General features: G+C 67.9%; 9 protein-coding genes and 5 pseudogenes. 6 read left to right on the plus strand and 8 right to left on the minus strand.

Annotated features, from left to right (window positions below; translation table 11 throughout):
• Positions 1-46: 46 nt before the first annotated feature.
• Positions 47-981 (plus strand): annotated as a pseudogene (locus AD428_RS04075) (LysR family transcriptional regulator).
• 39 nt (positions 982-1,020) lie between these two features.
• On the opposite strand, the pseudogene AD428_RS04080 reads toward AD428_RS04075, so the two are convergent.
• The 3 genes and pseudogenes from AD428_RS04080 to AD428_RS04090 all read right to left on the minus strand — a co-directional run bounded on the left by AD428_RS04080 (position 1,021) and on the right by AD428_RS04090 (position 4,144).
• Positions 1,021-1,952 (minus strand): annotated as a pseudogene (locus AD428_RS04080) (2-hydroxyacid dehydrogenase).
• 179 nt (positions 1,953-2,131) lie between these two features.
• Positions 2,132-3,658, minus strand: a complete 1,527-nt coding sequence (locus AD428_RS04085; protein ID WP_053243985.1) for a tripartite tricarboxylate transporter permease — start codon at positions 3,656-3,658, stop codon at positions 2,132-2,134.
• Between the two features lie 6 nt (positions 3,659-3,664).
• Positions 3,665-4,144, minus strand: coding sequence for a tripartite tricarboxylate transporter TctB family protein (locus AD428_RS04090; protein ID WP_200907973.1), 480 nt, complete (start codon positions 4,142-4,144; stop codon positions 3,665-3,667).
• 225 nt (positions 4,145-4,369) lie between these two features.
• Between AD428_RS04090 and AD428_RS04095 the strand changes: the two are divergent.
• The 3 genes and pseudogenes from AD428_RS04095 to AD428_RS04105 form a co-directional block, all read left to right on the plus strand.
• Positions 4,370-5,005, plus strand: a pseudogene (locus tag AD428_RS04095) (pilus assembly protein CpaE); the annotation flags it as partial.
• 54 nt (positions 5,006-5,059) lie between these two features.
• Positions 5,060-6,423: pseudogene (locus AD428_RS04100) on the plus strand (CpaF family protein).
• The gene (locus tag AD428_RS04105; RefSeq protein WP_053244262.1) at positions 6,420-7,352 is read left to right on the plus strand and encodes a type II secretion system F family protein; all 933 of its coding nucleotides are present in this window, start codon (positions 6,420-6,422) and stop codon (positions 7,350-7,352) included. Before AD428_RS04100 ends, AD428_RS04105 begins: the two are co-directional and overlap by 4 nt.
• 206 nt (positions 7,353-7,558) lie before the next feature.
• Here the strand turns inward: AD428_RS04105 and AD428_RS28745 are convergent.
• The 5 genes and pseudogenes from AD428_RS28745 to AD428_RS04120 form a co-directional block, all read right to left on the minus strand.
• A pseudogene (locus tag AD428_RS28745) lies at positions 7,559-7,787 on the minus strand (TadE/TadG family type IV pilus assembly protein); the annotation flags it as partial.
• Positions 7,774-8,223, minus strand: coding sequence for a TadE/TadG family type IV pilus assembly protein (locus AD428_RS27455; protein WP_053244263.1), 450 nt, complete (start codon positions 8,221-8,223; stop codon positions 7,774-7,776). The gene AD428_RS27455 and the pseudogene AD428_RS28745, both read right to left, overlap by 14 nt.
• Positions 8,190-8,678, minus strand: a complete 489-nt coding sequence (locus AD428_RS27460; protein ID WP_053244264.1) for a prepilin peptidase — start codon at positions 8,676-8,678, stop codon at positions 8,190-8,192. Before AD428_RS27460 ends, AD428_RS27455 begins: the two co-directional genes overlap by 34 nt.
• 87 nt (positions 8,679-8,765) lie before the next feature.
• Positions 8,766-8,942 (minus strand): Flp family type IVb pilin, encoded by a 177-nt coding sequence (locus AD428_RS24350; RefSeq protein ID WP_082308246.1) that lies wholly within the window; start codon positions 8,940-8,942, stop codon positions 8,766-8,768.
• A gap of 140 nt (positions 8,943-9,082) precedes the next feature.
• Positions 9,083-9,280 (minus strand): hypothetical protein, encoded by a 198-nt coding sequence (locus AD428_RS04120; RefSeq protein WP_053244265.1) that lies wholly within the window; start codon positions 9,278-9,280, stop codon positions 9,083-9,085.
• Positions 9,281-9,710: 430 nt separating this feature from the next.
• Here AD428_RS04120 and AD428_RS04125 point away from each other — a divergent pair, with 430 nt between their 5' ends.
• Both AD428_RS04125 and AD428_RS04130 read left to right on the plus strand, forming a co-directional pair.
• Positions 9,711-11,468 carry a ShlB/FhaC/HecB family hemolysin secretion/activation protein gene (locus tag AD428_RS04125; protein WP_082308247.1) on the plus strand — a complete coding sequence of 586 codons (1,758 nt, stop codon included), beginning with the start codon at positions 9,711-9,713 and terminating at the stop codon, positions 11,466-11,468.
• A 293-nt stretch (positions 11,469-11,761) separates the two neighbouring features.
• Positions 11,762-13,099: collagen-like triple helix repeat-containing protein (locus tag AD428_RS04130; RefSeq protein ID WP_053244266.1), on the plus strand; the 1,338-nt coding region annotated here is incomplete at its 3' end.

Consider the following 13,099-nt stretch of genomic DNA (forward strand, 5'->3'; position numbering starts at 1 on the left):
ATAAACAGGGGTATGATGAACTGTTCGTTCCACTGATAGAACAGCCATGCAAGACCTCAACGATCTCTATTATTTCTCCCAGGTGGTGGAGCAAGGCGGTTTCAGCGCCGCGGCCCGGGTGCTGGACATCCCGAAGTCGCGCCTGTCGCGCCGGATTTCGCATCTGGAAGAAAACCTCGGCGTGAGGCTGCTGCAGCGGACCACCCGGCGGTTGCGCCTTACCGCGGCGGGAGAACGCTATCTGCGGTATTGCAAGGAAATGGCCGCCTCCGCACGCGCGGCCGAAGACGCCATGCGGCAGCTGCAGGCCGAGCCGGCCGGACCCGTGATCGTCAGCTGCCCCGTTTCCATTGCCCAGGACGTGCTGCGCCCATCCTGCCCGAGTTTCTCGACGCCTGGCCGGCGATTTCGGTGCAGCTGCTGGTGACGAACCGCCGCGTGGACCTCATCCGCGAAGGCGTGGACCTGGCGCTGCGGGTGCGCACCAAGCTCGATACCGACGCCGAACTCGTGGTGCGCCGCCTGGGAACGGCGCGCGGCACGCTGGTGGCCAGCCCGGGTTACGTACAGCGCCATGGCGCGCCCGAGACGCCCCAGGACCTGGCCTCGCACATCACGCTCAGCTTCAGCGATCCGCAGAGCGAAGTGCACTGGCCGCTGCGCAACGACAAGGGCGAAGAGGTCGTGCTGGACCTCAAGCCCCAGCTTTCGTGCAACGACTTCATCGTGCTGACCACCGCCGCGGTGCGCGGGCGCGGCATCGCCCTGCTGCCATCGATCGCCACGCGCGAGGCGCTGCGGCGCGGACAGCTCGTGCAGGTGCTGCCGCAATGGCAGTCTCCCGAAGGCATCGTGCACTGCATCTATCCGTCGCGCCGGGGCATGATGCCAGCCGTGCGCACGCTGCTCGATTTTCTTTCGCAGCGCCTGCCCGAAACCTACCAGCGCATGGAGCGCCTGCCCGCCGCGAACGAAGACTAGGACGCGCCGGCTCCGAAAAGCCTGGCCCGCTCCGGCCGTTCAATAGCCCCGTCCGCGCTCCACCACGCCGGTAATGGCTTCGCCGCGCATGAGAGCCGCCACCTTGCCGGCGATCTGCGCGATGCTTTCGTCGCGCAGGGTGCGGGCGGCGATGTGCGGGGTGACGTGCACGCGCGGATCGCGCCAGAACGGATGGTCGGCCGGCAGGGGCTCGGTGCGGAAGACGTCCAGCGTGGCGCCCGCGATCTCGCCCTCTTCCAGCATGGCGACCAGGTCTTCCTCGACCAGATGCTCGCCGCGCCCCACGTTGACCAGGTGCGCGCCCGGCAGCAGGCGCGAGAGGGTGTCGCGGTTGAGGATGTCCTGCGTGTCGGGGGTAAGCGGCAGCACGTTGATCAGGAAGCGGGTGCGCGCCAGGAAATCCGGCAGGGCCTCGCGGCCCGCGTAGACCTCCACGCCGGGAATCTCGCGCGGCGTGCGGGCCCAACCGGCCACGGGATAGCCGAAATCGGCCAGCACGGCGGCCACGCGCGCGCCCCACTTGGCCCAGGCCCAGCACGCCCCACGGGCCAGTCGGCCTGGCGCGTGCCGTCGCGCGTGTCCCAGTGCTGCCGGGCCTGCGCCTGGTCGAAGGCTTCGAAGTCGCGCTCGACGCGCAGCAGCGCATACAGCGCGTACTCCGCCATCTGCACCGCCATGCCCGCGTCTTCGAGGCGAACGATGCGCACGTGCGGCGGAATCTCGGGCATCTTGAGCAGCGCGTCGACGCCGGCGCCGAGATTGAAGAGCGTGTGCAGCCCGGTTTCGTGGGCGAAAAGCTCGGCCGGCGGACGCCAGACCAGCGCGGCCTGCGCGCCGGAGGGCGGCCCCTCGGGGTTCCAGACGGAAATGCGGCAGCCGGGCATGGCGGCTTGCAGCAGCGGAACCCAGGCGTCGGGGTCGTGATGCGGACAGGCGAAAAGAATGTGCATGGGCGTCGGAAGAAAATTCGGGCCTACGGAAACGCAAGCATGAGGGATCGCGGCGCGCAAAGCAAACGGCCCGGCGCAAGCGGATCAAATGCAAAAACCCCCGAAGGTTGGATTCGTCCAACTTTCGGGGGCCAGTTCACAGGGCCGGGCCGTTCGATTGCCGCACGGCGGCGGCCGCGTCAGGCGGCCGGAACGGCCAAGGGCTTCTTGCCCTTGCCGCGGCCGCGCCGGACAAAGGCCCAGACCTGCACCAGGATGAGCAGCGCGCTGGCGGCGATGAACCACGCGCTGATGGGACGCTCGACGAACACCGACAGGTCGCCGCGCGACAGCAGCAGCGCGCGGCGGAAGTTCTCTTCCACCATGGGGCCCAGCACGAAGCCCAGCAGGATCGGCGCCACGGAGAAATCCAGCGACATCAGGATCGCGCCGATCACGCCGAAGGCCAGCACTTCCCAGATCTGGAAAAGGTTGTTCTGGGTGCTGAACACGCCCACCGCGATGAAGAACAGCGCGGACGGGAACAGGTAGCGGTACGGCACCTGCAGCAGTTTCACCCACACGCCGATCAGCGGCACGTTGAGCACCATGAGCAGCACGTTGCCCACCCAGAAGCTGGCGATCAGGCCCCAGAAGATGTCCGGGTGCTCGGTGATGAGCTGGGGACCGGGCTGGATGCCCTGGATCAGCAGCGCGCCCAGGATCAGCGCCATTACGGCGTCGCCGGGAATGCCCAGGCTCATCGTGGGAATGAAGTCGACCTGCGTCTTGGAATGCGAGGACGCCTCGGGCGCGGCCACGCCGGCGATCATGCCGGTGCCGAATTTCTCGGGCGTCTTGGACACCTTGCGCTCCAGCGCATAGGCCACGAAGGTAGTGATGGTCGGGCCGGTGCCGGGCATGGCGCCGAAGACCGTGCCCACCATGGTGCCGCGAACCATGGGCCAGAAGGCTTTTTTCAGTTCCTGGCGCGACGGGCGCATGTCGCGCAGGCTGAGCTTGGCGCCGCTGCCGATGATGGACATGCGGTTGACGCTCATCAGGAAGTCGGCCACGCCGAACAGGCCCATGGAAATGGCCACCAGCTCCAGGCCGTCGGAGAGGTCGAGCAGCCCGAACGAAAAGCGGATGGTGCCCGTGTTGACGTCCGTGCCCACCACGCCGCACATGAGGCCGAAGATGGTCATGGCCACACCCTTGAGCGGCGAGCCGCGCGACATCGTGGCCCCGGCCAGCAGGCCCAGCAGCATGATGGAGAAGATCTCCGTCGGGCCGAACTTGAACGCCACTTCCACCAGCAGCGGCGAGGCGAAGATCATGACGATGATGCCCACCGAGGCCGCGAAGAAGGAACAGATCATCGTGATGCCCAGCGCCGTGCCCCCCTTGCCCTGCTTGGTCATGGGGTAGCCGTCCAGGCAGGTCACCGCGTGCGGCGGGTGCGAAGGCAGGTTGAGCAGGATCGCGCCAATGGCGCCGCCGTACTGCGAGCCGTAGAAGATGCCGGCCAGCATGAGAATGGCGGGCACGGGATGCATCACGTAGGTGAGCGGCAGCAGAATCGAAATGGCCGACAGCGCGCCCATGCCGGGCAGCACGCCGATGAGGTTGCCCACCAGCACGCCGAAGAACGACCACATCAGGTTGTGGAGCTGGAAGGCAACGCCGAAGCCGTACCAGAGGTCAGTCAGGGATTGGGAAATCATGGCGCATCAGCCCCAGCGAAAGAGCGGAAGCTGCAGTTGCAGCGCCCACCAGAAAACGACCACCGCGATGACGGACATGCCCACCGACAGCAGCAAGGCCTGCTTGATCGTGTTGGTCCGGTCGCCCAGGGCGGAAATGAAAACGATGGCGAAGGTGGCCGGCAGCAGGCCGCCGTAGTGGCCCAGCAGCAGGAACGCCAGGATGCCCAGCAGGATGCAGATGCCGCCGCGCAGGTCGGGCAGGCCGTGCGGATGGCCCTCGACCGGCGCTTCCGCTTCGTCGCCGCCGCTGCTGCGCGCCGACATGGCGATCAGCAGCCCCGTGAGCGCGAGCAGTCCGCCCAGCGCGGCCGGAAAGAATCCCGGTCCCATATGGCTCAATGTGCCGATGTGGTAACCGGTGCCCCCGTAGATCGCCCCCAGGCCGATCAGGACCATCAGGGCGCCCCCGTAGTAGTCCTTTCTATTTGATGTTTGCACTTCCATCCTCCAGATGCAGGGCCGTGCCGGCCCTCGATGCGGCGCTCGGGACGATCGCCGCCCGGCCCTTGACGACAGGCCGGCAGGCAGATTACGGAAGGAAGCTGCTAATCCGCTTTCTATAGACTGTCTGCTTCCTGAATCCGGGGGTAATCCCTGATCGCGTCGCGGGCGGGACGGGCGGCTTTTTTGAAAGCGGAAGCAACGCGGAACGGGAAGGCACGTATCGGCGATTTCCATTTCGCCGAGGCGGCCCGCAACCTGAAGCGCCTCGACGCCACGCTGCTGGGTTCGGTGCTGCCGCGTTCCGCCAGCGGACTGAGCGTGCTTGCGCTGCCGCGCGACGTGGAACAGATGCGCGAAGTATCCCTGGCGGACTCGCTGCTGGTCTTCGAGCGCCTGCGGCAGCATTGCGGCGCGGTGCTCACCGATGCGGGCGGCTTCTCCAATGCCAAGTTCATCGCCGCGCTGGCGCGCGTGTCCCAGTACGTCTGGCTGGTCACGGATCAGAGCGTGGGCGCGCTGGTTTCGCTGGCCGGACTGCTGCAGGACCTCGAACGCCTGCACGTGGAACGCGCCAGGCTGGGGCTGGTGGTGAATCGCTACGACGAGCGCTACGGCATGACGGCGCAGCAGATCGCCGAACGCTTCGGGCTGGCGCTGGTGGGCACGCTGCCCGAACGGACGCTGGCGCTGATGACGTGCACGAACCAGGGCCGCCTGCTGCATGAAGAGGCCGAGCGCGACATCTATGTGCGGGGCGTGCAGGCGCTGGCCGACCGGCTCTGCGCCGAGGCGCACGCGGCGCGCGCCGGCTGGCTTGCGTCCTGGTTGCAAGGCATGCCGCGCTGGCCGGCGGCTCATTGATCGGCGGAAGGAATACGTGCGGCGGCACGGGCAAACGACGGACGGCAGACGGACATGATCATGACAGGCACCATCGAGTTCGGCGACGAGGGAGGCGGCGCGCACGCATCGGCCCGCTATCACGAGGTCAAGGGCGCCGCGTACGAGCACCTGCTCTCGCGCATCGAAGAGCTGGGGGCGGAGTTCGGCCGCTGGACCCGGTCGGCCATCCAGGAGTTCGTCGACATCGAGGTGGCCAGCTTCGTGCGGTTGAGGCGCCTGCCCGTCAACGAAGGCGAGGTGCGCGACATCGCCGAGGCGCTCACCAAGGAACTGGCCGGACTGGGGCCGCTGGAGGATCTCCTGGCCGACGCGTCGGTCGAGGACATACTCATCAACGGCTACGACAACGTGTTCGTCTCGCGGCGGGGCGTGCTGGCGCGCGAGAGCCTGCACTTCACCGACAACCAGCACGTGCTGCGCATCGTCCGGCGCATCCTCGCGCCCATCGGCCGCCGGCTGGACGAGTCCTGCCCCATGGTCGACGCGCGCCTGCCGGACGGCGGGCGCCTCAACGTCGTGATCGAGCCGCTGGCCGTCGACGGGCCCATGGTGTCGATCCGCAAGTTCCGCCAGGATCCGCTCAAGCCCGCCGACCTGCTCGCCCTCGGCACCTTCGATGGGGAAATCCACCGGCTGCTCAGCGAGGCCGTGCGCAACCGCTGCAACATCCTCGTTTCCGGCGGCACCAGTTCGGGCAAGACCTCGCTGCTCAACGCGCTGGCCTTCTTCATACCCGAAACCGAGCGCGTGGTGACGGTGGAAGACACGGCCGAACTGTCGCTGAATCATCCGCACGTGGTGCGGCTGGAGGCCCGGCAGGGCGGCTTCGACGCGCCGGCGCCGTCAGCATCCGCGACCTGATCCGCAACAGCCTGCGCATGCGTCCGGACCGCGTGGTGGTGGGGGAAGTCCGCGGCGCCGAAGTGATGGACATGCTGCAGGCCATGAATACCGGCCACGAAGGCTCCATGGCCACCATACACGCCAATTCCCCGCGCGAATGCCTCTACCGCATCGAAATGCTGGCCGGCTTTGCCGGTTTCCAGGGCAGCGAAGACAGCCTGCGGCGCCAGATCGCCAGCGCCCTGGATTTCATCGTGCAGATCGGGCGCCTGTCCAACGGCAAGCGCCGCGTGCTGTCGGTGACCGAGGTCACGGGCATGGGCGACAACGTCATCTCGACGCAGGAGCTGTACCGGCACGAAGCCTATGTCTGTCCCGAAGGCGAAGAGAAAGACCGCTGGAAATGGCTGGGCATACATCCGCACACGCCCAAGCTGGCCCGCTTGCGCACCGAGCCGCGCAAGCCGGACGGCGCGGCCGCGGACGGGCCCGAAGACGGCGGCGGAGGCGGATTCTGGAGCCGGAGGCGATGACGATGCTGGCTTACGTGCTGGGCGGCCTGGCCCTCGTCTCGATGCTCGCCGCGCTGCTGCTGTGCGCGGCACGCGCAACAGCGCGCGCGCCGACACAGGCCAGCTCGGCCTTTCTCGAAAAGCGGCTGAATCCGGGCGCCGCGTCCGCGGAAGGGACCACGCCGTTCGCGCGGAATGCGCGTCCGATGCGCTCGGGCCTGGCGGGATGGGACAGGCTGCTGCTGTGCGCGGGCGTACGCCAGAGCCCGGCGTTCTACGGCAGGCTGGCCGCGCCGGTTGCCGCCGGCACGATGCTGGCCTGGCTGCTGCTGGGACCGCTGTCCGGCGCGGTGGCGCTGGTCGCCTTGTCGGTCGCGGCGTATTTCACGCTCTGGCTCAAGGGCGAGAAGCGCATGCGGCGCATGGCCGCGCAGCTTCCGGCCTTCCTGGACAACGTGGTGCGGCTGGTCACCATCGGCAACAGCATGGCGTCGGCTTTCCAGACGGCGGCCGAGGCGGCCGAAACGCCGTTGCGCGAAGTCGTGGCCACCGCGGCCGGCCTGAGCCGCTCCGCCTGGGAGCTGGACGAGGCGCTGGTCCACGTGTCGCGCATGTACGGCATGAAAGAGCTGTACGTGGTGGCTTCCGTGGTTTCCATCGCCCAGCGTTTCGGCGGCCGCAGCGACCAGGTGCTGGAGCGCATCGCGGCCTTCATGCGCGATGTCGGCCAGGCCCGCAGCGAGCTGTCGGCGAGCTCGGCCGAGATCCGCATGTCGGCGTGGATACTGGCCTTGCTGCCGCTGGCCGTGGGCGCTTTCATCATGGCGGCCAACAACGATCTTTTCATGGGCCTGTGGCGGGATCCGGCCGGTTTCCGGATGCTGGTCATCGCTATCTGCCTGCAGATCGGCGGTTCGTACTGGCTGTACCGCATGGTCAGGGGAATCTAGGGGAAAGGGAAACCATGGCCGCGATAGCGCACCTATCTCCCGCGACGCTGCTGGGCCTGGCGCTGCTGCTGGCGGCGGCCGCGCTCCTGGTCCTGGCGGCGTCCCTGTTCCGCCGGCTGCGGGAGCAGAACCGGACCCGCCAGCTCGTGGACGACGCGCTGGCGGCGCGCAGCCGCCGGGCGGCCCCGGACACCGCCGGCCAGCGNGAGCCTCGTCGAGCTGCGCCTGCACCGCGGCGCGCGCGCCTTCGGAGGCGGCCGCGGCCAACTGCTGCTGGAGCCAGAAGATCAGCCCCAGCCCGATGATCGCGAACAGGAACATGAAGAGCGCCATCAGCACCAGCGAGAATTCGAGCGCGGCCACGCCGCGCTGCCTGGCGCGAAGCGCCGGAATGGGCCGGGGAAGAGCGGCGGCGCCCATCTCACTGCACCCCATCCATCGCGCCGCCGAGCCGCACCAGGGCGCGCGCGCGCAGCACCAGGGAATCCGGAACCAGCGCCTGCCCCAGCAAGGGCAACACGGGTATCAGCGGATGCGCGCCGTAGGCATACGACACCGTGACTTCGGCCTGGTCCTGTTCCAGCGCATGGCCGCTGCAGGCGCCGCCGCCGCTGGCCTGGAGCAGTCCGCCGCTGCCGCACACGGCGACGGCCACCGGCGCCGCGGACAGGGTGGCGATCCAGGCCGACAGATCGAGCGCCGCGTCGCGCGCCGCCTGGGCGCGCGCGTCCAGCGCGTCCAGCGATGAGGCCCCCTCCTGCCATTGCAGCATCCGGCGCGCGCCATCCTGCGCCGCCAGGTTGACGGCGTGCTGCGCGGCGAAGACGAAGCCATAGGTCAGGACCCCGTAGAGCACCACGAAGAACACCACGAATACCAAGCCGAATTCGAGGGAATACACGCCGCGCTGAGCGCGGCCGCTCCCAGATAGGCCGCGTAGGGAATCTGCGCCGAACGGGGCGCCGCGCGCACGGCGGGCACCGTGCGCCAGGCCAGCGAGTGCAGCCCGGCCAGCAGGCTCGCGAACAGCAGCGTCAGCGCCAGCGGCGCCAGTCCGAGCGCCAGGCCGATGACGGCCATGGCCTTGATGTCGCCCGCCCCCATCAGCCGGCGGCGCCAGAGCGGCAGAAAGGCGGCGGGAAACAGCGCGCCGGCAGCGGCCTGCGCCCAGCCGGGCCACGATGGCGGATACGCCCAGCCCTGAACCAGCAGGGCCGCCAGCAGCCACAGCGCCTGCGCGCACAAACCGGCCGCCACCCATACGTTCGGCACGCGCCGCCGCCATAGATCGCAGCCGATCAGCACGCCATTCCAAACCGCGAACATTGCCCACCACAATACTTCCCCTGGACGCAAGCTGTCCCCTTTCGCTTTCGATGCGCACCGCTGCTGGCGCAGGCGGTCGCCGCAGCATTACGGTTCGAACGATTCGAGCTTGGTCTTGATGGTCGTGAACAGCGATTCCAGGCCGTCGGTGAGATAACCGATGGCCACGACCAGGGCAACCGCGATGAGGCCGGCGATCATGCCGTATTCGAGCGCGGTAATGCCGTCCTCGTCTTTCCAGAACTGAACAAATCTGCCTTTCATAGCGAACTCCGTCGGTTTCGATTGATCTGGGATGGACGGAACAGAACCGTCCTGCTCCCGCTACAGCCTCGATCCGGCCTGGCAAGCCGGATCGGGAACGGGATGGGTTGCGCCCGGCGGCTGGACGGCCGGGTCGGTATTCAGATCGATACGCTGCGCGAATCTCTTTCGAAAACGTCCGGACGCGCGCGCATGCGCAGGCGCATGGCGGAAACCGCGGCCGCCGGCGCCGCGGGAAAGACCATGGCAGACAAGGCGGCGCGAAGGCCCGCAACCGGAAACGAGAGCATCCCCAGCCCTTCATGAAACGCGAGAGGCGCGGCATCGCCCGGATTCATGTCTGCTCCTTGCTCGGGTTGCCCCATCCTGCTGATGCAATGGCCCGACACCCGCTTCGGGCCGGTTTCGCCAGGTTCCGGCACATTATTTCAAATGTAATTGGATACTTTTTTATAGTCTCAACTACTACGAATTAATACACATCAGGGTTTATACGGATAAAGGCCATGAGTACGCTTCATTATGTAACGCATATCGATTGATCTGCGAGGAATTGCAAATAGGGCGGCATGATGGGGTATGTTGTCTTGGTTTTTGCAGCAATGAATAATAAATTGATATATAAAATTATTTAAACGGATTATCGGAAACTTATTGTCATTTCCCTTTGGCGCGGCAATTATTACAATGTCAAACATATTCTTTCGTGCCGTCGCAGCGGCGGCCATGGTTCGGGCCGCCACTCCACTTCGACACGACTCGCCGCGCATGGACCGGATACCGCAGACACCACCGCATCCCGTATCGCACCGGCCCCGGAAAATCTCCGCCCGTTCCGCCGCGCTGCTTTCATTGGCGGCCGTGCTGGCTCCGCAGGCTTGCGCGCTGGCCGACGGCCCGCTGCGCGGCAATCCCGTCGATGCGCTTCCGCAAATCGAACGCCCGCCGGCCGCCCAGCCGTCGCCGCCCCGCGTCCAGGTGCAGACGCCCGAACAGATTGCCTTGAAAGCCCGCCTGGCGCAGCGCATCGTCCCGCGCCACTTCGACGTCTCCGGCGCGCACGCCCTGCCGTTCAGCGAGATCTCCGCGCTGTTGGCGCCGCTGGCCGGAAAAGAGATCACGCTGGGCGAGCTCGTGCAGCAGGTGGACCGCATCACCCAGCGCTACCGCGACGCCGGCTATCCGTTGTCCTTCGCGCTGGTGCAGAACCAAAGCTTCGCCGACGGGCTGGTGGTGGTGACCGTGGTGGAAGGCTATGTGTCGGACGTGCGCATCGACGGCGATATCGGCAACGCCCGGGACCGCCTGGAGGCGCTGGCCGGCCCTCTGAAAGCCGAGCGCCCGCTGACCCAGGCCACCCTGGAGCGCGTGCTCAACCTGATGCGCACCGTGCCGGGCGTCAAGTTCACGCCTGCGCTCGACCTGCCGCGCCGCGCCGACGGCGCAACCGCGCTGGTGCTGGCGGCCACGCGGCGGCCCGTGGGCCTGACCGGCAGCGTGGCGGACCTGGGCACGGGCATGCAGCCCATTGTGAACATGGCCGCCAACAGCCTCACGCCGCTGGGAGAACAGGTCAAGCTGACCGCCGCCGTGCCGTTCAATCACGACGACGTCAAGTACGTGGCCGGCGAGATCAGGGTGCCGATCGGCAACGACGGTCTTGCGATGAAGCTCGACGGCTACCACTACGATGCGCGGCCCCGGGACGAAGCCATCGAGTCCCTGGGTTTCGAGCGCCGGGTGCGCAACGAGCGGGCCGGGGTGGCGGTGAGCTATCCCCTTCTGCTGAACAACACGCGCTCGCTGACCGGCACCCTGGGCGTCTACGCCACCAATTCACGCGACCGCTACGACGCGCGCAACAGCGATCTCTGGCTGCGCCAGGACGCCCGCGTGCGGGCGGCCAATGCCGAGCTGCGGTATGTCCAGATGTCGCCCACGGCGTCTTCCGACGTCACGCTGGGCGTCTCCAAGGGCTTCGACACGGCCGGCGCGCGCAAACGCATCGACAGCAACTACGGCTACGCGGCCACCCCCGAGCTCGACCTGGATTTCACGCGCGTGAACCTGAACGCGCGGCTGGCCCACACCCTGCCCGCGGGGCTGGGACTGGTGCTGTCCGCCGCGGGCCAGTATTCCAGCAACGTGCTTCCCTCCTCCGAGCAGATCTCGTTCGGCAACACGCGCTTCGCGATGGGCTACCCGCAAGGCGAGCAAAGCGGTGACAAGGGCGTGGGCCTGTCGGCGGAAATCAATCGCCGCATCCCGCTGGGCTGGGCTTACCTGTCCAGCGTGCAGCCCTATGCGCTCGTCGATTACGCGCGCACCTGGTACAACAACGACGCGCTGCAGGAGGCCAACCAGCGCCACCTGTCGTCCGTGGCCATGGGCCTGCGGCTCACCGACGACAAGCGCTACCTGTTCGATTTCAACGTGGCCAAGCCGGTCGGCGCGCGGCCCGCCGGCGACGACCGGCGCGACTGGCGCTTCAACGCCAATTACTCGCTGTTCTACGACGCGTTCTAGGGCCGACACGCCCCGGCGCGCGGGCGGCGTTACGTAACGCCGCCGTAACGTTACGGGCCACATTGCCTGCCGAGGGCTCCCGCCGGCCCTGTTCGGCGCAAAAAAACGGATTCGCAAATTTGCGAAAACCGCAGCAATTTCCCCATAAGCCGCTGATTTTGCGAATTTTTTCAAGCGCTCCCCGAAAGCGGCGGACAAAAAAGGCAGCATCCGAAAAGAATTGGCATGATTTATGCGTGGTGAGTCGTATCGGGACATTTCAGCGCCCGCTTTCCCAATGAGAGGAGCTCGCCATGCAATCCCCCCACGACACCCACCGCGTCCAGCGCATTCTCACCGCCTCCGTCCTGGCCGCCCTGCTCGCGAGCGCACTGGCCGCGTGCGGCAGCGGCGGCGGCCATCATTCGAGCGCCGCGCTCCCCGGTCTCGGCGGCGACAGCGGAACGGGCGGCGACAACGGCACGGGCGGCCCCGGCGGAAATGGCAACGGCAACGGCAACGGCAACGGCAACGGCAACGGCAACGGCAATGGCAACGGCGGCACGGACAATCCCGGCAACCCGACGGATCCGAACAACCCCGGCACCAACCCGACCACCACGGGCTTGCTCGAAACCACGCTCGGCAATACCGGCGCGGCGGTGGACAACGCGGTGCCGCTCAATCTGGACACCACGCTGGGCGAGCTGGGCAAGGCGCTGGACCCGACGGTGCAGCCTGTCGCCGATGCCGTCGTCGGCCTGACCCAGCAAGTCGGCGCCACGACGGGCCTGGGGCAGCCGGTGGACACGGCGGTGCAGCAGGTCGGCGGCGTGGTGAGCAACCTGGGAACGACGCTGGCCGGCACTGGCCTGCCCGGCGGACTGGGCAGCGGCCTCGGCGGCCTGGTGGACGGTCTGGGCAAGACCGTCGCCAGCACGGGCGGCCTGCTCAACGCCGATCCGGACAACCCGCAGCCTCTGACGGCGATCCTGGGCAACGCGACCCAGGCCGTGGGCACGCTCACCTCGAGCCTCTCCGGCGAGGGGGGCCTGCTCCAGCCCGTGTCGCAACTGGCGGGCGGGCTCACGGGCCAGCTGCTCGGCGGCCCGGTGAACCCGATCCTGGAGCCGGCGCTGGGCAACACCGGGCAGGCGGTCGATAACGTGCTGCCGCTGGGCCTGCAAACCCCGCTGGCCGGCGTCGGCGCAGCGCTCGACAACACCGTCAGCCCGATCGCGGGCGCCGCCACCGGACTGACGCAGCAGGTGGGCGCCGTCACCACGCTCGGCGCGCCGGTGAACGGCCTGCTGACGACGCTGGGCGGCTCGGTGAGCAATCTGGGCGGCACGCTGCCTGGCGGCGATGCGGCGGGCCTGAACGGCGTGCTGCAAGGTCTGGGCGGCGCCATCGCCAGCGCGGGAGGACTGGTGCAGGCCACGCCCGGCAATGCCAATCCGCTTGGCAATACGCTGGCCAACGCCACAGGCGCCGTGGCCTCGCTGACGGGCGGACTGAACGGCATAGGCGGCGGCAACGGCCTGCTCAGCCCGCTGACCGGCGCCCTGGGCGCGACCGGCGTGGATACGTCAGCGGGCGCCGCCGGCCTGCTGGCCCCGCTGACCGGCGCCGTCTCCAGCGTGACCGCCGCG

This window comes from Achromobacter sp. DMS1, assembly GCF_001270295.1.